At 73.5% G+C, this 18,917-nt stretch carries 20 protein-coding genes; 4 read left to right on the top strand and 16 right to left on the bottom strand.

Translation table 11 applies throughout. From position 1 onward, the window contains the following. Window positions 1–14: 14 nt before the first annotated feature. The 11 genes from rpoZ to pyrR form a co-directional block, all read right to left on the bottom strand. A complete protein-coding gene (gene rpoZ, locus FHX32_RS32045) occupies window positions 15–281 on the bottom strand; it encodes a DNA-directed RNA polymerase subunit omega (protein WP_013285517.1) in 267 nt (88 codons plus the stop codon). 38 nt (window positions 282–319) lie between these two features. Continuing rightward, window positions 320–862: a nucleoside/nucleotide kinase family protein gene (locus FHX32_RS32040; protein WP_167191582.1), complete on the bottom strand. Its 543-nt coding sequence runs from the start codon at window positions 860–862 to the stop codon at window positions 320–322. Window positions 863–887: 25 nt separating this feature from the next. Next, window positions 888–1,205, bottom strand: a complete 318-nt coding sequence (gene mihF, locus FHX32_RS32035; RefSeq protein ID WP_088994797.1) for an integration host factor, actinobacterial type — start codon at window positions 1,203–1,205, stop codon at window positions 888–890. Between the two features lie 178 nt (window positions 1,206–1,383). Next, window positions 1,384–2,220 (bottom strand): orotidine-5'-phosphate decarboxylase, encoded by an 837-nt coding sequence (gene pyrF, locus FHX32_RS32030; protein WP_167191580.1) that lies wholly within the window; start codon window positions 2,218–2,220, stop codon window positions 1,384–1,386. A 77-nt stretch (window positions 2,221–2,297) separates the two neighbouring features. After that, window positions 2,298–3,572: an adenosylmethionine--8-amino-7-oxononanoate transaminase gene (locus tag FHX32_RS32025; protein WP_167191578.1), complete on the bottom strand. Its 1,275-nt coding sequence runs from the start codon at window positions 3,570–3,572 to the stop codon at window positions 2,298–2,300. A 145-nt stretch (window positions 3,573–3,717) separates the two neighbouring features. Then, window positions 3,718–4,761, bottom strand: a complete 1,044-nt coding sequence (locus FHX32_RS32020) for a quinone-dependent dihydroorotate dehydrogenase (RefSeq protein ID WP_167191576.1) — start codon at window positions 4,759–4,761, stop codon at window positions 3,718–3,720. After that, window positions 4,758–8,129 carry a carbamoyl-phosphate synthase large subunit gene (gene carB, locus FHX32_RS32015; RefSeq protein WP_167191573.1) on the bottom strand — a complete coding sequence of 1,124 codons (3,372 nt, stop codon included), beginning with the start codon at window positions 8,127–8,129 and terminating at the stop codon, window positions 4,758–4,760. Before carB ends, FHX32_RS32020 begins: the two co-directional genes overlap by 4 nt. Then, window positions 8,122–9,267, bottom strand: a complete 1,146-nt coding sequence (carA, locus tag FHX32_RS32010) for a glutamine-hydrolyzing carbamoyl-phosphate synthase small subunit (RefSeq protein ID WP_167191571.1) — start codon at window positions 9,265–9,267, stop codon at window positions 8,122–8,124. The genes carB and carA overlap by 8 nt, the downstream gene beginning before the upstream one ends. Then, complete coding sequence (locus tag FHX32_RS32005) at window positions 9,264–10,541, bottom strand: dihydroorotase (protein ID WP_167191569.1); 1,278 nt, start codon at window positions 10,539–10,541, stop codon at window positions 9,264–9,266. The genes carA and FHX32_RS32005 overlap by 4 nt, the downstream gene beginning before the upstream one ends. Next, window positions 10,538–11,464, bottom strand: coding sequence for an aspartate carbamoyltransferase catalytic subunit (locus tag FHX32_RS32000; RefSeq protein ID WP_088994804.1), 927 nt, complete (start codon window positions 11,462–11,464; stop codon window positions 10,538–10,540). Before FHX32_RS32000 ends, FHX32_RS32005 begins: the two co-directional genes overlap by 4 nt. 61 nt (window positions 11,465–11,525) lie before the next feature. Next, window positions 11,526–12,107 carry a bifunctional pyr operon transcriptional regulator/uracil phosphoribosyltransferase PyrR gene (pyrR, locus tag FHX32_RS31995; RefSeq protein WP_167191567.1) on the bottom strand — a complete coding sequence of 194 codons (582 nt, stop codon included), beginning with the start codon at window positions 12,105–12,107 and terminating at the stop codon, window positions 11,526–11,528. A gap of 283 nt (window positions 12,108–12,390) precedes the next feature. On the opposite strand from pyrR, the gene bldD reads away from it, so the two are divergent. Then, entirely contained in the window at window positions 12,391–12,879 is a 489-nt protein-coding gene (bldD, locus tag FHX32_RS31990) for a transcriptional regulator BldD (protein WP_013285505.1), read from the top strand. Window positions 12,880–12,971: 92 nt separating this feature from the next. On the opposite strand, the gene nusB is transcribed toward bldD, so the two are convergent. From nusB to aroB, 4 genes are all read right to left on the bottom strand, one after another. Further along, window positions 12,972–13,382: a transcription antitermination factor NusB gene (nusB, locus tag FHX32_RS31985; RefSeq protein ID WP_208419735.1), complete on the bottom strand. Its 411-nt coding sequence runs from the start codon at window positions 13,380–13,382 to the stop codon at window positions 12,972–12,974. Window positions 13,383–13,405: 23 nt separating this feature from the next. Continuing rightward, the gene (efp, locus tag FHX32_RS31980; protein WP_111245702.1) at window positions 13,406–13,963 is read right to left on the bottom strand and encodes an elongation factor P; all 558 of its coding nucleotides are present in this window, start codon (window positions 13,961–13,963) and stop codon (window positions 13,406–13,408) included. Between the two features lie 188 nt (window positions 13,964–14,151). Then, the gene (gene aroQ / locus FHX32_RS31975) at window positions 14,152–14,583 is read right to left on the bottom strand and encodes a type II 3-dehydroquinate dehydratase (protein WP_167191563.1); all 432 of its coding nucleotides are present in this window, start codon (window positions 14,581–14,583) and stop codon (window positions 14,152–14,154) included. Then, window positions 14,580–15,656 carry a 3-dehydroquinate synthase gene (gene aroB, locus FHX32_RS31970; protein ID WP_167191561.1) on the bottom strand — a complete coding sequence of 359 codons (1,077 nt, stop codon included), beginning with the start codon at window positions 15,654–15,656 and terminating at the stop codon, window positions 14,580–14,582. The genes aroQ and aroB overlap by 4 nt, the downstream gene beginning before the upstream one ends. 131 nt (window positions 15,657–15,787) lie before the next feature. Between aroB and FHX32_RS31965 the strand changes: the two genes are divergently transcribed. Next, window positions 15,788–16,312 (top strand): DUF2243 domain-containing protein, encoded by a 525-nt coding sequence (locus tag FHX32_RS31965; RefSeq protein ID WP_167191559.1) that lies wholly within the window; start codon window positions 15,788–15,790, stop codon window positions 16,310–16,312. Further along, a complete protein-coding gene (locus FHX32_RS31960) occupies window positions 16,309–17,115 on the top strand; it encodes a cytochrome c oxidase assembly protein (protein WP_167191556.1) in 807 nt (268 codons plus the stop codon). The genes FHX32_RS31965 and FHX32_RS31960 overlap by 4 nt, the downstream gene beginning before the upstream one ends. Here the strand turns inward: FHX32_RS31960 and FHX32_RS31955 are convergent. Further along, entirely contained in the window at window positions 17,104–18,069 is a 966-nt protein-coding gene (locus FHX32_RS31955; RefSeq protein WP_167191554.1) for a helix-turn-helix transcriptional regulator, read from the bottom strand. The genes FHX32_RS31960 and FHX32_RS31955 overlap by 12 nt on opposite strands. Before the next feature lie 80 nt (window positions 18,070–18,149). On the opposite strand from FHX32_RS31955, the gene FHX32_RS31950 reads away from it, so the two are divergent. Then, window positions 18,150–18,878 (top strand): alpha/beta fold hydrolase, encoded by a 729-nt coding sequence (locus tag FHX32_RS31950; RefSeq protein ID WP_167191552.1) that lies wholly within the window; start codon window positions 18,150–18,152, stop codon window positions 18,876–18,878. Window positions 18,879–18,917: the final 39 nt, after the last annotated feature.

Raw genomic sequence — 18,917 nt, 5'->3', positions numbered from 1 at the left:
CGGCGCGCGGCGGATTACGGCTGGTCGGTCGGCTCGGCGGTGAGCAGGCCCGCGTTGATCTCGCGCATGGCGATGGAGAGCGGCTTCTCCTGCGGGGTGGTCTCGACCAGCGGGCCGACGTACTCCAGCAGGCCCTCACCGAGCTGGCTGTAGTAGGCGTTGACCTGACGCGCGCGCTTGGCGGCGAAGATGACCAGGGCGTACTTCGACGTCGTCTTCTCGAGGAGCTCGTCGATCGGCGGGTTGGTGATGCCCTCGGGGTTGGTGGCGATGGATCCCACGAATTAACCTCTGCGTCTGGAGAACCGCTCGGACGCGGCTACGTCGCCCGACCGCTCAGCGGCGACCGGGCCGGAGCCGGTAATGAAGAACCGAGCAAGCCTACCAGCTCGGTCACCACCCGCTCGGTCAGGTCGTGCACCACGACGGCGTCGGTCTCCGCCAGGGTGGCCGGCGCCGGCTCGAAACCGGGCGGGACGAGCAGCACCAGGCGGGCGTCGGGAAACACGGCCCGGACGCCGACCGCGCCGGGCAGGTCGAGCGGGAGGAACACCGGCTGCCCGATGGCCAGCCGGGCGCGTACCTGCGCCGCGGGCGTGCCGCGCGCGTACGGGCCGATCCGGCTCCACTCCAGCAGCTCGCCGGCGGCGGCCATCCGGTCGAACTCGACCGGATCGCAGAAGAGCCGGTCGGTGCCGGGCCGCTCGCCCGCGCGGGGCGGGCGGGTGGTGACCGGCACCGGGGTCCACACGGCGGGAGAACGCGCCCGGACGAGCTCGACGACACTCTCCCGGCCGGCGCCCGAAGGTCCGGCCAGGACAGTGAGCCGAGCCGCCGGGCGCGCCTCGCCTTCCGTGCTCACTGCTTGTTTCTACACGCCGCCACGATCAGTTGGCGGAGAACTCTCCAAGCAGTGCCTTGCGCTGCTGCTCGCCGAGACCACGCAGGCGACGGCTGTCGGCGATCTTGAGCTTCTCCATGATCTGGGTGGCCCGGATCTTGCCGATACCCGGCATCGCCTGCAGGACGGCGGACACCTTGAGCTTGCCGACGACGTCGTCGGACTCGGCCCGCTCAAGGACGGCTCCGAGGGTGGTCTTGCCCTGCTTGAGCTGCTCCTTCAGCTCAGCGCGGGCCTTGCGGATCTCCGCAGCCTTCTCCAGCGCGGCTGCGCGCTGCTCTGGGGTCAGTGACGGGAGCGGCACCAGTTCTCCTCAGGTCCCTATCGCGACGGGCGGGACGCACCGCCGCTTCTGTGAAACGTGGTGTCGCTGTGAACCAAGGGGTCCGTGGTTCCCAGCGCGGGGAAAACTAGCGGTCAACGGAGCTTTCGGCAACGTGGGCGCGCCATGATCACCGCAAAGTGACCGACCCGTCAGTCAGTCAACCGGCAGCCAGGGCGGCCCGGCAGTCGGCCTGCGCCCGGTCCGCGGCGGCCCGCAGGGCGGCGACGTCGGGGCCCGCGCCCAGCACCTCGCGGGAGTACGAGGGCAGCACCGCGGGCAGGCTGGAACCGAAGACCAGGCGCAGGTCGGCCGGGGTGGCGCCCTGCGCGCCGAGGCCCGGCGCGAGCAGCGGACCGTTCACCGCGGACAGGTCGTGACCGGTGTCGCCGATGGTCGCCCCGACCACCAGACCGAAGCTGCCGAGCGGCTCCGCACCCGCGTTGAGCTGGGAAATCTCGTCGATCACGGCCTGCGCCACGGTCCGCCCGTCGGCCGTACGGGCGCGCTGCACGGCGGCCCCCTCCGGGTTGGAGGTGAGCGCCAGCACGAAGACTCCACCGCCGTGCGCGGCGGCCAGCTCGAACATCGGGGCGAGTGAACCGACGCCGAGATACGGGCTGGCGGTGACCGCGTCGACATACAAGGGGCTGGATGGGTCGAGGTACGCGGCGGCGTACGCGGCGACCGTCGAGCCGATGTCGCCGCGCTTGACGTCGAGCAGAACGAGCGAGCCGGAATCCCGTAACTGTCGGATAGTTGACTCAAGAATCTCGACCCCGCGCGCGCCGAACCGCTCGAAGAAGGCCGACTGGGGCTTGATCACCGCAACCCGGTCACCGAGCGCTTCCACGACGGTCCGGGCGAACCGGTCGAGCCCGGTGACGTCGTCCGGCAGTCCCCAGCGGGCCAGCAGCCCCGGGTGCGGGTCGATGCCCACGCAGAGCGGGCCCCGTTCGGTCACGGCCCGGTGCAGGCGGGCGCCGAAACTCTCCACGTCTCGTCCTCTCCTCGCTCCTCGCGCGGGCCGCGTCGGCCGCCCGCGTACCCGGTCGGGGGTCCCCGGACCGGGGCTCAGCCGGCCGCCACCGCCGCCGCCACGCCGGCCGTGATCCGGGCCAGGTCGGCGTCGTCGGTGACGTACGGCGGCATGGTGTAGACCAGGTCGCGGAACGGGCGCAGCCAGACCCCCCGTTCCACCGCGGCGGTCGTGGCGGCGGGCAGGTCCACCTCGTGGTCCAGTTGCACCACGCCGATCCCGCCCAGCACCCGCACGTCGGTCACCCCCGGCGCGCCGCGCAGCGGCTCCAGGCCGGCCCGCAGCCCCGCCTGGAGCCTCGCCACCTGCCCCGCCCAGTCCCCGGCCCGGAGCAGCCCGATGGAGGCGTTGGCGACCGCACAGGCCAGCGGGTTGCCCATGAACGTCGGGCCGTGCGCCAGCACGCCGGCCGCGGAGATGCCCCGGGCGATCTCCGGGGTGCACAGCGCCGCGGCCAGGGTGAGGTAGCCGCCGGTGAGCGCCTTGCCCACGCACATCACGTCCGGCGCCACCCCGGCGTGCTCGGCGGCGAACATGGTGCCGGTCCGGCCGAAGCCGGTGGCGATCTCGTCGAAGACCAGCAGCACCCCGTGCGCGCGGGTCACCTCGCGCAGCACCCGCAGGTAGTGCGGGTGGTGGAAGCGCATCCCGCCGGCGCCCTGGACCACCGGCTCGACGATCACCGCGGCCAGCTCGTGGGCGTGCCGCTCGACCGCCTCGACCAGGGCGGTCTCGTAGGCCGGGTCGGGCGGGGTGTCGAACCCGCCGGGCGGCACCGGGGCGAAGACCTGCCGGGGCAGCACGTCGCCCCAGAGGTGGTGCATGCCGCCCTCGGGGTCGCAGACGCTCATCGGGTGGAACGTGTCGCCGTGGTAGCCGCCCCGCCAGGTGCCCAGCCGGCGGCGCTCCGGCCGGCCGGTGGCCCGCTGGTACTGCAGGCACATCTTCACCGCGACCTCGACGCTCACCGAGCCGGAGTCGCAGAGGAAGACGTGTTCCAGCCCGTCCGGGGCCAGCTCGACCAGGGTCTGCGCCAGCCGCACCGCCGGGGCGTGGGTGAGCCCGCCGAACATCACGTGGCTCATCCGGCCGAGCTGGTCGGTCACCGCCGCGTCCAGCACCGGGTGCCGGTAGCCGTGGATCGCCGCCCACCACGACGACATCCCGTCGACGAGTTCCCGCCCGTCCGCCAGCCGCAGCCGCACCCCCTCCGCGCCCTCGACCAGGTAAGGCGGGCTGGCCGGCGGGAGCGCCGCGTACGGATGCCACACGTGCGCCCGGTCCCCGGCCAGGATCTCCTCGGGTGTCACGTGCGCTCCCTCGTAGCCTCGTCGAACGCGACGCCGGTGGTCCCGACCTCTCGGGGATTACTCCCGGTCGGTGTCGGCCCCGCCGCGCGTCGGGCGCGGCCGGCGGACTCCGCCGGGACGGGTCGGACTCCGCCGGGGCGGCGGCTCACCGGCTCGCGGTCCCGGCCGGGGCCGGGGCGGCGGCCGACGCGCGGGCGGCGGCGCGGACCAGGGCCGGGCCGCGGTAGATGAAGCCGGTGTAGAGCTGGACCAGGCTGGCGCCGGCGTCGAACATCCGGGCCGCGCCGTCCGGGTCGACGATGCCGCCGACGCCGACGATCGGCAGCCGGCCACCGGTCTCCCGGTGTACGAAGGCGACCACCTGCCGGGCCCGGTCGGCGAGCGGCCGGCCGGAGAGCCCGCCGGTCTCCCCGCCCCGCGCCCGGTCCGCCGGAGCCAGCCCCTCCCGGGACAGGGTGGTGTTGGTGGCGATCACCCCGGCCGCACCCCGGGCCAGGCAGACCTCCAGCAGCTCGGCGATGGCCGGCTCGGTCAGATCCGGGGCGATCTTCACCAGCACCGGCTTCTCCCCCACCAGCGCCGCCAGCAGCGCGTCCAGGTGCGCCCGGTCCTGCAACGCCCGCAGCCCCGGGGTGTTCGGCGAGGAGACGTTGACCGCGAAGTAGTCGCCGTGCCCGCGCAGCGCCCGGTAGGAGGCCTGGTAGTCCGCCACCGCCCCGTCCAGCGGGGTCACCTTGGACTTGCCCAGCGAGATGCCCAGCGGCACGCCCAGCGGGCGGGGCAGCGCCGCCAGCCGGGCCGCGAGGGCCTCGGCGCCGGCGTTGTTGAAGCCCATCCGGTTGACCACGGCCTCGCTGTCGCGCAGCCGGAACAGCCGGGGCCGGGGGTTGCCCGGCTGCGGGTGCGCGGTGACCGTGCCGACCTCCACGAAGCCGAAGCCCAGCGCCGGCCAGGCGGGCAGCGCGACGCCGTTCTTGTCCACCCCGGCGGCGAGCCCTACCGGGTTGGGGAACTCGACGCCGAAGACCGTGCGCGGCGCCGCGACGGCGTACCGGGCGCGCAGCGCGGCCAGCGCCGCCGGCCGGCGGGAGAGTCCCGCCAGCCGGCGCAGCGTCCACTCGTGCGCCGCCTCGGCGTCCCCGCCCCCGATCCGGAACAGCACCGGCCGCACCACCCGCTCGAAGATCACTGCTCGGCCCGCAGCGCGGCGTGCAGTTCCTGGAGGGGGCGGACCTGCATGTCGCCCCGGATCCGGGCCTCGATACCCATCACCGCGGCGGCCGCGCCGGGCACCGTGGTGATGCACGGGATGTCGGCGGTGACCGCCGCGCTGCGGATCTCGTAGCCGTCCGAGCGGGCGCTGGCGCCGGAACCCTGCGGCGTGTTGATCACCAGCGCCACGTCGCCGCCGAGGATCAGCGACACCGCGTCCTCGCCCGCGCCGGCCTCGTAGTGCTTGCGGATCTGCTCGCAGGCGATGCCGTGCCGGCGCAGCACCTCGGCGGTGCCGGTGGTGGCGACGATCTCGAAGCCCAGGTCGGCCAGGCGCTTGATCGGGAAGATCATGCCGCGCTTGTCCCGGTTGGCCACCGAGACGAAGATCTTCCCGCCGGTCGGCAGCGAGCCGTACGCGGCGGACTGGCTCTTGGCGAAGGCGTGCCCGAAGGCGGTGTCGATGCCCATCACCTCGCCGGTCGACTTCATCTCCGGACCGAGCAGCGAGTCCACCCCCTTGCCGGTGGGGGTGCGGAACCGCTTGAACGGCAGCACCGCCTCCTTCACCGCGATCGGGGCGTCCGGCGGCATCGTGCCGCCGTCCCCGGTGGCCGGGAGCAGCCCCTCGGCGCGCAGTTCGGCGATGGTGGCGCCGAGCGCGATCCGGGCCGCCGCCTTGGCCAGCGGCACCGCCGTGGCCTTCGACACGAACGGCACCGTCCGGGACGCCCGCGGGTTCGCCTCCAGCACGTAGAGCACGTCGTCCTTGAGCGCGTACTGGACGTTGAGCAGCCCGCGTACGCCGATCCCCCGGGCGATCGCCTCGGTGTACCGGCGGACCTCGGCCAGGTGCGAGCCGGCCAGGGTGATCGGCGGCAGCGCGCAGGACGAGTCGCCGGAGTGGATGCCGGCCTCCTCGATGTGCTCCATCACCCCGCCGAGGTAGACCTCGCCGTCGGCGTCGCAGAGCGCGTCCACGTCGATCTCGATCGCGTCGTCGAGGAAGCGGTCCACCAGCACCGGGTGGTCCGGCGAGATCGCGGTGGCCCGGCCGATGTAGTCGCGCAGCGTGGCGTCGTCGTAGACGATCTCCATGCCCCGGCCGCCCAGCACGTACGACGGCCGCACCAGCACCGGGTAGCCGATCTCCTCGGCGATCGCCTTCGCCTCCTCGTACGAGGTGGCCATGCCGTGCGCCGGCGCGCGCAGCCCGGCGCGGGCCAGCACCGCGCCGAACGCACCCCGCTCCTCGGCCAGGTGGATCGACTCCGGGGAGGTGCCGACCACCGGCACCCCGGCGTTCTTCAGCCGCTGCGCCAGCCCGAGCGGGGTCTGCCCGCCGAGCTGCACGATCACCCCGATCACGCCCGGACCGCCGACCGCCTTGCCGGAGGCGTCCTCGGCGTGCCAGACCTCCAGCACGTCCTCGAAGGTGAGCGGCTCGAAGTAGAGCCGGTCGGCGGTGTCGTAGTCGGTGGAGACCGTCTCCGGGTTGCAGTTGACCATGACGGTCTCGAAGCCGGCGCCGGCCGCGCCGCCGACCGGCGCGGTGCGCAGCGCCATCACCGCGTGCACGCAGGAGTAGTCGAACTCGATGCCCTGCCCGATCCGGTTCGGCCCGGAGCCGAGGATCAGCACCTTGGGCCGGGCCGAGCCGACCACCTCGGTCTCCGAGTCGTACGAGGAGTAGTGGTAGGGCGTGGTGGCGGCGAACTCGGCCGCGCAGGTGTCCACCGTCTTGTAGACCGGCCGGATGCCGAGCCGGTGCCGAAGCGTGCGTACTCCGTCCTCGGCCGCCAGCTCCGGACGCAGCGCCGCCAACTGCCGGTCGGACAGGCCGGCCCGCTTCGCCCGGCGCAGCAGGTCGGCGTCGAGCACCGGCGCGGCGACGATCTCGGCGCGCAGCTCGACCAGGGCGGCGATCTGGTCCAGGAACCACGGGTCGATGCCGCCGGAGGCGGTGGCGACCTCGGCGATCGACGCGCCCAGCCGCAGCGCCCGCTCCACCGTGTAGAGCCGGCCGTCGTGCGGCATCCGCAGCGCGGCGAGGGTGTTCTCCCTGGTCGCCCCGGCCGGGTCGGGCCGGGTCCAGAACCCGGCCGCCGCGGTCTCCATCGAGCGCATCGCCTTGTTCAGCGCCTCGGTGAAGTTGCGGCCCAGGCTCATCGCCTCGCCGACCGACTTCATCGTGGTGGTCAGCTCCGGGTCGGCGCCGGGGAACTTCTCGAACGCGAACCGCGGGATCTTCACCACCACGTAGTCCAGCGTCGGCTCGAACGCCGCCGGGGTCTTCAGGGTGATGTCGTTGGGGATCTCGTCCAGGGTGTAGCCGATGGCCAGCTTCGCGGCGATCTTCGCGATCGGGAAGCCGGTCGCCTTGGACGCCAGCGCCGAGGAGCGGGACACCCGGGGGTTCATCTCGATCACCACGATCCGCCCGTCGGCCGGGTTGATCGCGAACTGGATGTTGCAGCCGCCGGTGTCCACCCCGACCTCGCGCAGCACCGCGATGCCCAGGTCGCGCAGGCGCTGGTACTCCCGGTCGGTGAGGGTCATCGCCGGGGCGACGGTGACGCTGTCACCGGTGTGCACGCCCATCGGGTCCACGTTCTCGATCGAGCAGACGACCACCACGTTGTCGTGGCGGTCGCGCATCAGTTCGAGCTCGTACTCCTTCCAGCCGAGCACGCTCTCCTCGATGAGCACCTCGTGCACCGGGCTCGCGGCCAGGCCGGCACCGGCGATCCGGGTCAGTTCCTCCGGGGTGTGCGCCATGCCGGAGCCGAGGCCGCCCATGGTGAACGACGGCCGGATCACCACCGGCAGGCCCAGCTCGGCGACGGTGGCCTCGACCTCCGCCATCGAGTGGCAGACCCGGGACCGGGGCACCAGCCCGGCCGGGTCGTCGAGACCGAGCCGGACGCCGGCCTTGGCCACGATGTCCTTGAACAGCTGCCGGTCCTCGCCACGGTTGATCGCCTCGATGTTCGCGCCGATCAGCTCGACGCCGTACTTCTCCAGCACGCCGGACTCGTGCAGGGCGACCGCCGTGTTCAGCGCGGTCTGCCCGCCCAGGGTGGGCAGGATCGCGTCCGGCCGCTCCTTGGCGATCACCAGCTCGACGAACTCCGGGGTGATCGGCTCGACGTACGTGGCGTCGGCGAACTCCGGGTCGGTCATGATCGTCGCCGGGTTGGAGTTGACCAGGCTGACCCGGATGCCCTCGCTGCGCAGCACCCGGCAGGCCTGGGTGCCGGAGTAGTCGAACTCGCAGGCCTGCCCGATCACGATCGGCCCGGAGCCGATCACCAGGACGTGCTTGAGATCGGTCCGCTTAGGCATCGGTGCGCCCCTCGATGAGCTCGGCGAAGCGGTCGAACAGGTAGTCCGCGTCGTGCGGGCCGGCCGCCGCCTCCGGGTGGTACTGGACGGTGAAGGCGGGCACGTCCCTGGCCCGCAGCCCCTCGACCACGTTGTCATTGAGGCAGACGTGACTGACCTGGACGCCGCCGAACTCGGTCTCGATCACCTGGTCGGGTACGACAGCGCCCTGCCGGGCCCCGGGCACCTCGACGGCGAAGCCGTGGTTGTGGCTGGTCACCTCGACCTTGCCGGTGGCCCGGTCGAGCACCGGCTGGTTGATCCCCCGGTGGCCGTAGCCGAGCTTGTAGGTGCCGAAGCCCAGCGCGCGGCCGAGGATCTGGCTGCCGAAGCAGATGCCGAACAGCGGCACCCGCCGGCGCAGCACCTCGCGGGCCAGCGCGACCGGAGCGTCGGCGGTGGCCGGGTCGCCTGGGCCGGGCGAGAAGAAGACCGCGTCCGCGCCGGTGGCCAGCAGGTCGTCGATGGTGGAGCCGGCGGGCAGCACGTGCGTGGTGACCCCGCGCGCGGCCAGCCGGCGCGGCACGTTGCGCTTGATGCCCAGGTCCAGCGCGGCCACCGTGTACCGGTGCTCGCCCTCGGCGGCGACCACGTACGGCTTGGCGGTGGTCACCTCGGCGGAGAGGTCCGCGCCGACCATCGCCGGGGACTGCCGTACCCGGGCCAGCAGCGCCCGCGGGTCGGTCTCCACGCTGGAGACGCCGACCCGCATCGCACCGCGCTCGCGCAGGTGCCGGGTCAGCGCCCGGGTGTCCACCCCGCTGATGCCGACCACGCCCTCGGTGGCGAGCCGGTCCTCCAGCCCGCCGGTGGCCCGCCAGTTGGAGCCGATCCGGGCCGGGTCACGCACCACGTAGCCGGCCACCCAGATCCGGTCGGACTCGTCGTCCTCGCCGTTGACGCCGGTGTTGCCGATGTGCGGGGCGGTCTGCACCACCACCTGCCGGTGGTAGGACGGGTCGGTCAGGGTCTCCTGGTAGCCCGTCATGCCGGTGTTGAAGACCGCCTCGCCGAAGGTCTCCCCGACGCTGCCGTACGCCTCGCCGTGGAAGGTGCGTCCGTCCTCGAGGACGAGGATCGCCGATCGTCTGCGGGTCACTTGACAGCCTTTCCGTCCAGGACCGTCGGCTCGCCGCGCAGGAAGGTCGCCACGATGCGACCCGGCAGCGTCATGCGGGCGTACGGGGTGTTGCGACTGCGGCTGGCCAGTTCGGCCGGCTCGATCACCCGGCGGGCGGCCGGGTCGACCAGGGTCAGGTTGGCCGGCACGCCGGGCGCCGGGTCGAGGCCGTGCCCGTCCAGCCCGGCGATCCGGGCCGGGGTGCGGGACATCCGCTCGGCGATCAGGTCCCACTCGGGGCCGAGCACGTCGAGCGCGATCGACAGCGCCGTCTCCAGGCCGAGCATGCCCGGCCGGGCGTACGCCCACTCGCACTCCTTGTCCTCCACCGCGTGCGGGGCGTGGTCGGTGGCGACGATGTCGATCACGCCTTCCACCAGCGCGGCGCGCAGCGCGGCGATGTCGCCGGCGGTGCGCAGCGGCGGGTTGACCTTGTAGACCGGGTCGTAGGTCGCCGCCCGCTCGTCGGTGAGCAACAGGTGGTGCGGGGTCACCTCGGCGGTGACCCGGACCCCGCGGGCCTTGGCCTGCCGGAGCACCTCGACGCTGCCGGCGGTGGAGACGTGGCAGACGTGCAGCCGGCTGCCGACGTGCTCGGCCAGCAGCACGTCCCGGGCGATGATCGCCTCCTCGGCGACCGCCGGCCAGCCGGTCAGCCCGAGCCGGGTGGAGACCTCGCCCTCGTGCATCTGCGCGCCCTCGGTGAGCCGGGGCTCCTCGGCGTGCTGGGCGATGATCCCGTCGAACGCCTTGACGTACTCCAGCGCCCGGCGCATCAGCTTCGGGTCGGCCACGCAGTGCCCGTCGTCGGAGAAGATCCGCACCCGGGCCGCGGAGTCGGCCATCGCGCCGAGTTCGGCCAGCCGCTCGCCGGCCAGCCCGACCGTGACCGCGCCGATCGGCTGCACGTCGACCAGCCCGGCCTCCCGGCCGAGTCGCCAGACCTGCTCGACCACGCCGGCGGTGTCGGCGACCGGTGAGGTGTTGGCCATCGCGCAGACCGCCGTGTAGCCGCCCAGGGCGGCGGCCCGGGAGCCGGACTCCACGGTCTCGGCGTCCTCCCGGCCCGGCTCGCGCAGGTGGGTGTGCAGGTCGACCAGGCCGGGCAGGGCCACCAGGCCGGTGGCGTCGAGCACGGTGGCGCCGGCGGCGGTCAGGCCGGGGCCGGCCTCGGCCACGACGCCGTCGCGGATCAGCAGGTCGGTCGGCGCGGCCCCCACCACGCTGACCCCCTTGACCAGGTACGCGGTCATGAGTTGTTCCCCCCGAGCAGCAGGTAGAGGACGGCCATCCGGACGGAGACGCCGTTGGCGACCTGTTCGACGATGGTGGAGCGGGGCGAGTCCGCGACCTCGGGCGTGATCTCCATGCCCCGGTTCATCGGGCCGGGGTGCATGACGATCGCGTGCTCGGGCAGCCGGCGCATCCGCGGGCCGTCCAGGCCGTAGCGGCGGGCGTACTCGCGGGCGGACGGGAAATAGGAGTCGTTCATGCGCTCGCGCTGCACCCGCAGCATCATCACCACGTCCGAGGTGGGCAGCACGGTGTCCAGGTCGTAGCAGACCCCGGTGCCGGGCGCGAGCGCCTGCGCGATGTCGACCGGGATCAGCGTCGGCGGCCCGACCAGGGTCACCTTGGCGCCGAGGGTGGACAGCAGCAGCACGTTGGAGCGGGCCACCCGGCTGTGCAGCACGTCCCCGACCACCGCCACCGACAGGCCGGCCAGCCGGCCCAGCCGGGCGCGCATGGTGTACGCGTCCAGCAGCGCCTGGGTGGGGTGCTCGTGGGTGCCGTCGCCGGCGTTGACCACCGAGCCGTCGACCCAGTTGGCGAGCCGGTGCGCGGCGCCGGAGGCGGGGTGGCGCACCACCACCGCGTCGGCCCCCATCGCCTGCAGGGTCAGCGCGGTGTCCTTCAGGCTCTCGCCCTTGGCGACGCTGGACCCCTTGGCGGAGAAGTTGATCACATCGGCGCTGAGCCGCTTCGCCGCCGCCTCGAAGGAGATCCGGGTCCGGGTGGAGTCCTCGTAGAAGAGGTTGACCACGGTGCGGCCACGCAGCGCGGGCAGCTTCTTGACCTCGCGGCCGGCGACGGTGGCCATCTCGGCGGCGGTGTCCAGGATCTGGGTGGCGGTGGCGGCGTCCAGGTCGCCGCCGGAGAGCAGGTGCCTGATCATGCGGGCTGCGCCTGCCTTTCGTTCGCGACCGCGGGGCTCCGCTTCGCTGCACTCCTCGCGCTCACCGCGTACCCCCGTACAGCTTGACCTCGTCCGTGCCGTCGGTCTCGGCGAGGGTGACCTTGACGCTCTCGGCGAGCGAGGTCGGGATGTTCTTGCCGACGTAGTCGGCGCGGATCGGCAGTTCCCGGTGCCCGCGGTCGACCAGGACGGCGAGCTGCACCGAGGCCGGCCGGCCCACGTCGTTGAGCGCGTCCAGGGCGGCCCGCACGGTACGCCCGGAGAAGAGCACGTCGTCGACCAGGACGACCCGCTTGCCGTCGATGCCGCCGGCCGGCAGCTGGGTGGGGCCGACCGCGCGGGTGGCGTGCCGGCGCAGGTCGTCGCGGTAGAGGGTGATGTCCAGCACGCCGACCGGGACGGTCACGTCCTCGAAGGTGCTGATCCGGGCCGCGAGCCGCTTCGCGAGCGGGGCGCCCCGGGTGGGTATGCCGAGCAGGACGGTGTCGGCGGCGCCCTGGGTCTTCTCCAGGATCTGGTGGGCGATCCGGTCGACCACCCGCTGGACGTCGGCGCTGGTGAGGATCACCTTCACCGAGGGTTGTCGGGCGGTCGGTGACTGGGCAGCCGGTGGGTAGGCCACGGCGGACCTCCTTCCCCGCCTCACGGGACGGGTCGTTAAAGGACGTCGGATCCTCCCGCCGGACCGTACCCGGCCCGGCGCGGGCTTCAGCCACGTTACCAGTGGTCACGGGCCGGACCGCCGCCGGCCACTGAGCACCTGGTCAGCCCGGCGAAATGGGGATAACTCCCCCGGCGTACCCAACGGGAAGGTCACGACCACTTGACCAGGTGTCGCAATCCCCGTACCGTCACGCTCCGTAGCGATAGCTGGGAGAACCCCGAGCAGCACTGGGAGTGTCCGAATGCCCTCTGAATACGCCAAGTCGCTGGGCGCCCGCCTGCGCTCCATCCGCCAGCAGCAGGGCCTGTCCCTGCAGGGGGTGGAGGAGAAGTCGAACGGGCGGTGGAAGGCGGTGGTGGTCGGCTCGTACGAGCGCGGCGACCGGGCCGTCACGGTGTCCCGGCTGGCCGAGCTGGCCGACTTCTACCGAGTTCCCGTCTCGGAGCTGCTGCCCGACGGCAGCGGGGTGCGCCACGAGCCGACCAGCAAGATCGTCCTGGACCTGGAACGGCTCTACGACGAGGCCTCGGAGGACCTGGCCTACGTCGCCCGGTACGCCCGCGCCATCCAGCAGCAGCGCGGTGACTACAACGGCCGGGTGCTCTCGATCCGCGCCGACGACCTGCGCGCGCTGGCGATCGTCTACGACGCCTCGCCGTCCGGCCTGATCGAGCGGCTGACCGAGCACGGCGTGCTGGTCGCCGACCCGCGGGCGTTCTTCGCCTCCTGACCGCTGTCGCACCGAAAGGGCCCGTGCCGTCCGGCACGGGCCCTTTCGGGTCAGCTGTCGCGTTTCGCGCCGCCGCGGTGGCCGGACGACGCTCAGCGGGTGGCGTACTCGGCGATCCTGCCGAGCAGGCCGTTGAGGAAGCGCGGCGAGTCGTCGGTCGACATCTGCCGAGCCAGCTCCACCGCCTCGCTGATCGCCACCGGGTCGTCGATCTCGTCGACGTAGAGCAGCTCGTAGACGGCGATCCGGGCCAGGTTGCGGTCGACCGCCGGCATCCGGTCGAGCGTCCAGCCCTCGGCGTAGCTCGCGATCAGCTCGTCGATCCGGTCGAGCTGGTCGGCGACGCCCTCGACCAGGCTCACCGCGTAGCCGAGGTGCTCCGGCCGGGGCTTCTCGATCCGCTCGAGGTAGCCCGCGAGCACCTCGACCGGCGGCCGGTCACGCAGGTCGGCCTCGTAGAGCACGTCCAGTGCCCGCTTACGCGCCTTGCGGCGCGCCGGCATCTGCTGTTTGGGACCCTCGGCCATCAGGCGCGGCCGAGGTAACGGCCGTCGCGGGTGTCGACCTTGATCTTCTCGCCGGTGGTGATGAAGAGCGGCACCTGCACGGTCGCGCCGGTCTCGACGGTGGCCGGCTTGTTGCCGCCGGTGGAGCGGTCGCCCTGCAGGCCCGGCTCGGTGTAGGTGACCTCGAGCACGACGCTGGTGGGCAGCTCGATGTAGAGCGGGACGCTCTCGTGGGTGGCCACCGTCGCCTCGGCCTCGGGCAGCAGGTAGTTGGCCGCCTCGCCGACGGTGCCGCCGGGCACGGTGATCTGGTCGAAGGTCTCCAGATCCATGAAGACGTAGTCCTCGCCGTCGGCGTAGAGGTACTGCATGGTGCGCTTGTCGACGGTCGCGGTCTCGACCTTGGTGCCCGCGTTGAAGGTCTTGTCGACGACCTTGCCGGAGAGCACGTTCTTCAGCGTGGTACGCACGAACGCACCACCCTTACCGGGCTTGACGTGCTGGAACTCGACGACGGACCAGAGTTCCCCATCGAGGTTGAGTACCAGGCCGTTCTTCAGGTCGTTGGTGGTGGCCATTTCCTGCCTTGATCATCAATTGGCGGACAGACCTGGAAAGTCTACTAGCTGCGGCGACCACCGTCGCCGGCTGCCGCCCGCCGCCGGCCCGCAGCCCCGCCCGCCGCTGCCCGGCAGCGCCGCATGGCCAATCTCACCGACGGTGTCCGCCCACAACCCGCACCGACCCGCCGGGGCAGCCCGCTCCGTCAGCCGGGGCGGGCGGCCAGGTGGTGCAGGGCCAGGCGGTAGCCGTCGACGCCCAGGCCGCAGATCACCCCGGTGGCCACCGCGGAGACCACCGAGTGGTGCCGGAACTCCTCCCGGGCGTGGATGTTGGAGATGTGCACCTCGATCAGCGGCCCGCGCAGCATCGAGCAGGCGTCCCGGATTGCGTACGAGTAGTGCGACCAGGCGGCCGGGTTGAGCACCACGGCGGCCCCCTCGGTGGCGGCGGCGTGCAGCCAGCCGAGCAGCTCGTGCTCGGCGTCGGTCTGCCGGACCGCCACGTCCAGGCCCAGGTCCCGGCCGGTCGCCTCGCAGAGCGCCACCAGGTCGGCGTAGCTGGTGGCCCCGTAGACCTCCGGCTCCCGGGTGCCGAGCCGCCCCAGGTTCGCCCCGTTCAGCACGTACACCTTCATCGGGCGACCTCGCGGTAGGCGGAGTGCAGCAGCTCGTCGTCGGGGCCCTCGAGGATTGCCGGGCGGGCCAGCCCGTCCAGCACCACGAAGCGCAGCTTGTCGCCCCGGGCCTTCTTGTCCACCCGCATCGCGGCCAGCAGCTCCGGCCAGGCGTCGGCCCGGTAGCCGGTGGGCAGGCCGAGCGCCGCCACGGCGGTGCGGTGCCGCCGGGCAGTGGCCTCGTCGAGCCGGCCGGCGAGCCGGGCCAGCTCGCCGGCGTAGACCAGGCCGACGGCGACCGCGTGCCCGTGCCGCCAGCGATAGCCCTCCACCTTCTCGATCGCGTGGGCCAGGGTGTGGCCGTAGTTGAGCACCTCGCGCACCCCGGACTCGCGCAGGTCGCCGGAGACCACGTCGGCCTTGACCCGGACCGCCCGCTCGATCAGCTCGCGGGCCACCGGGCCGGTCGGGTCGACGGCTGCCGCCGGGTCCCGCTCCACCAGCTCCAAGATCACCGGGTCGGCGATGAACCCGCACTTGACCACCTCGGCCATCCCGGCGGCCAACTCGGCCGGCGGCAGGCTGTCCAGGGTGGCCAGGTCGCAGATCACCCCGGCCGGCGGGTGGAAGGCGCCGACCAGGTTCTTGCCGGCCGCGGTGTTGATCCCGGTCTTGCCACCCACCGCGGCGTCGACCATGCCGAGCAGCGAGGTGGCCACCGGCACCCAGCGCACCCCGCGCAGCCAGCAGGCCGCGACGAAGCCGGCGAGGTCGGTGACGGCGCCGCCGCCGATCCCGACCACCGCGTCGTCCCGGGTGAACCCGGCCTCGCCCAGCCGATCCCAGCAGGCGGCGGCCACGTCGATCCGCTTGGCCGCCTCGGCGTCCGGCACCTCGATCGGCAACGGCCGCACGCCGGCGGCGCGCAGCCGCTCGCCGAGCGCGTCGGCCAGGGCCTTGAGCGGGGGCGCGTGCAGCAGCGCCACCCGGGTCGCGCCGGGCAGCAGCCGCGGCGGCGGATCGAGCAGGTCGCGTCCCACCAGCACGTCGTACGGGCGCTCGCCGCCGACCGGGATCCGGGTCACCTCGTCCATCGCCGGCAGCCTAGTCGAGCGACCCGGCGGTCGGGCCGGGCTGTCCACCAGGTGGCCGCTGAGCCGTCGCGCGTTTAGTCCGGTTCGCGGCGGGCAACGAGTGCCCAGACCGAACCGCGCGGAGGTGTCCGATGGCGAGAACCACCCTGGACGGCGCCGACATCCGGCTGCCCGCCACCGTCCTCGGGGTCGGGCTGGGCGGTTTCGTCGACGGCATCCTGCTGCACCAGGTGCTGCAGTGGCACCACCTGCTCAGCAGCACCGACACGGACAACATCGGCATCCCCGACTACCCGGTGGACACCGTCCCGGGCCTGGAGATGAACACCCTCTGGGACGGCATCTTCCACGTGGTCACCTGGCTGGCCGTGCTCGCCGGGCTCGCCATGCTCTACTCCCGGGTCACCCGCTCCCGGGGTCGGCTGTGGCGCTCGCCGGTGCTCTGGGGCTGGGCACTGGTCGGCTGGGGCCTGTTCAACCTGGTCGAGGGGATAGTCGACCACCACCTGCTCGGCATCCACCACGTGCGCGGCGGCCCGCACCAGACCTGGTGGGACGTCGGTTTCCTGGCGCTCGGGGTGGTGCTGATCGTGCTCGGCTGGCTGGTGCAGCGGCGGGGCACGGTGGTGGACCTCTGCGCCGACGACCGGCGATGAGCCCGGAGCACGCCGGTCCCGGGCTCGCCATCGGGCCGCTGCTGCTCGTACCGCCGCTGCTCTTCTGGAGCTACCTGGCGGCGGCGCTGCGCGAGCGGGCCGCCGACCGCGCCGGGTGGAGCCACTGGCGGACGGCGAGCTTCGGTGCGGGCACGGCGGCGGCCGCCGTCGCGCTGGCGCTGCCCGGCCACGGCCTCGCCGCGCACATGTGGCAGCACCTGCTGCTGGGCATGCTCGCGCCGCTCGGGCTGGCGCTCGGCGCGCCGGCCACCCTGGCGCTGCGGGTCGCCGACCGGCGCGCCGGCCGCGCGGTCGTCCGCCTGCTGCACCGCCCGGCGGTGGGCGTGCTCACCCATCCGGTGACCGGCCTGCTGCTGACCGTGGGCGGGCTCCACCTGCTGTACCTGACGCCGCTGTACCGCGCGACCCTCGCCGACCCGGTCCTGCACCACCTGGTGCTGCTGCACTTCCTGCTCAGCGGCTACCTCTTCACCTGGTCGATCGCCGGCCCCGATCCGGGCCCGCACCGCCCGCGGGTGCCGGTCCGGCTGGTGGTGCTGGGCGTGGCGGTGGCCGGGCACGCCACCCTCGCCCAGCTCCTCTACGCCGGCCTGCTGGTCGACGTCACCGCCCCGGCGACCGAGCTGCGCGCCGCCGCGACGGTCATGTACTACGGCGGTGACCTGGCCGAGCTGCTGCTCGCGCTGGCGCTGCTGGTCACCTGGCGACCGGAGCCGCGGCGCGCGAGGCAGCCCGCTGAGCCGGCGCCCGGCAGCGCACCCCTGCCGGCCTCAGCCGGCTGACCGCCCGGCCCAGTCGGCCAGCCGGCGGGCGTGCTCGGTCACCGCGTCCCGCAGCTCGTCCGGCCGCCGCACCGTGAACGGCCAGCCCAGCCCGGCGAGCAGCTGGGCCATCCCGTCCAGCCGCTCCGCCCGGGTACGCAGCAGCACCCCGTCGGCGGTGGGGGTCAGCTCGCCCACGCTGGGCGGAATCCGGCGTCGGGCGGTGTCCGGATCGGTCTCCAGCAGCACCTCGACGTCGTGCGCGTACGGCACGCCGGCCAGCGAGCGGGTCACCTGGGCCACCGGGTCGAACCCGGCCGGCGCCTCGAAGGTCTCCGCCTCGGCCACCACCTCGCCGATCCGGTCCAGCCGGAAGGTGCGCACCTCCGCGCGGAGGTGGTCGTGGCCGGTGACGTACCAGCGGCCGGCGTGGAAGACCAGCCCGTACGGGTCCAGCCGGCGGCGCGACGCGGCACCCGCGAAGGAGCGGTAGGCCAGCCGCACCCGGCGCCGCTGCCGGGCCGCCGCGGCCAGGGTGAGCAGCGTCCCGGTGGCCGGGCGGACGGCCGGCTCGGCGCGGCGCAGGGTGAAGCCGAGGTGCTCCTGCACGGCCGCGAGCCGGTCGGCGAGCGCCGGTGGCAGCACCCGGCGGATCTTGGCAAGCGCGGTGGCGGTGGCCGGTTCCTCGGTGCCCAGTCCGAGCCGTTCGGCGGCGACCAGGCCGAGCAGCACGGCCACCGCCTCGTCGTCGGTGAGCATCAGCGGCGGGAGCTTGTAGCCCGGGCGCAACCGGTAGCCGCCGTACCGGCCCCGGTCGGCGGTCACCGGGATGCCGAGGTCGGCCAGGGTGGTGGCGTACCGGCGCACGGTCCGCTCGTCGACGCCGAGCCGGGCGGCCAGCTCGGCGCCGGTCAGCCGGTGGTGGCTCTGCAACAGTTCCAGCAGCCCGAGCACCCGGCCGGCCGGATGTGACACGAGACACTCCTTCAAACCGGGCGGAAGTCGTCCGGATTCGATCGTACGGTATCCGGGACCGACGAGAGAGGAAGATCCAGATGGCGACGTTCGTGCTGGTGCCGGGGTTCTGGTTGGGCGGCTGGGCCTGGCGGGAGGTGGCCGCGACGCTGCGCGGCCAGGGCCACGAGGTCCACCCGGTGACGCTGACCGGGGTGGCGGAACGGGCCCACCTGGCCGGGCCGGAGGTGGGCCTGGAGACGCACACCACCGACATCGTCCGGCTGATCCAGGTGGAGGACCTGCGCGACGTGCTGCTGGTCGGGCACTCCGGCGGCGGCCTGCCGGTGACCCAGGCCGCGGACCGGATCCCGGACCGGATCGCCCGGGTGGTCTACGTGGAGAGCGGGCCGATGCCCGACGGCACGTCCCAGTTCGACTTCAACCCGCCGGAGGAACAGGAACGGCTGCGCGCTCAGGTCGGCGACGGACACCTGCTGCCGCCGCCCGCCTGGGACCCGGCCGCCGACCCGGAGAACCTCGCCGGCCTGGACGACGCGGCGCTCGCGCTGCTGCGGACCCGGACCACCCCGCACCCGCTGCGGGCCGCCACCGACAAGGTCCGGCGCTCCGGCGGGCGGGCGGTGCCGACCGCGCTGGTCGCCAGCACGTTTCCGCTGCCGATGGTGGAGGAGATGATCGCGCAGGGGCACCCGTTCTTCGCCGGGCTGGCCGGTGGCCAGTTGCACGCCCTGCCCACCGGGCACTGGCCGATGCTCAGCGAACCGAAGGGCCTCGCCACGGTGCTGGACACGATCACTCGCGGCTGAGCCACGCTGTCGCCGGCCCGTCCGCCGGGCCGGCGACGC

It is taken from the genome of Micromonospora sp. CNZ280 (assembly GCF_011759515.1).
This window is presented reverse-complemented; position numbering and strand designations above follow the sequence as displayed.

Bases quoted from the DNA above. Each gene is read 5' to 3' on its own strand.
- FHX32_RS31960 (WP_167191556.1), top strand. From the start codon at position 16,309: ATGAGCCCGGAGCACGCCGGTCCCGGGCTCGCCATCGGGCCGCTGCTG.
- FHX32_RS32000 (WP_088994804.1), bottom strand. From the start codon at position 11,464: ATGATCAGGCACCTGCTCTCCGGCGGCGACCTGGACGCCGCCACCGCC.
- bldD (WP_013285505.1), top strand. From the start codon at position 12,391: ATGCCCTCTGAATACGCCAAGTCGCTGGGCGCCCGCCTGCGCTCCATC.
- efp (WP_111245702.1), bottom strand. From the start codon at position 13,963: ATGGCCACCACCAACGACCTGAAGAACGGCCTGGTACTCAACCTCGAT.
- nusB (WP_208419735.1), bottom strand. From the start codon at position 13,382: ATGCCGGCGCGCCGCAAGGCGCGTAAGCGGGCACTGGACGTGCTCTAC.
- FHX32_RS31965 (WP_167191559.1), top strand. From the start codon at position 15,788: ATGGCGAGAACCACCCTGGACGGCGCCGACATCCGGCTGCCCGCCACC.
- aroB (WP_167191561.1), bottom strand. From the start codon at position 15,656: ATGGACGAGGTGACCCGGATCCCGGTCGGCGGCGAGCGCCCGTACGAC.
- aroQ (WP_167191563.1), bottom strand. From the start codon at position 14,583: ATGAAGGTGTACGTGCTGAACGGGGCGAACCTGGGGCGGCTCGGCACC.
- carB (WP_167191573.1), bottom strand. From the start codon at position 8,129: ATGCCTAAGCGGACCGATCTCAAGCACGTCCTGGTGATCGGCTCCGGG.
- FHX32_RS32005 (WP_167191569.1), bottom strand. From the start codon at position 10,541: ATGACCGCGTACCTGGTCAAGGGGGTCAGCGTGGTGGGGGCCGCGCCG.
- FHX32_RS31950 (WP_167191552.1), top strand. From the start codon at position 18,150: ATGGCGACGTTCGTGCTGGTGCCGGGGTTCTGGTTGGGCGGCTGGGCC.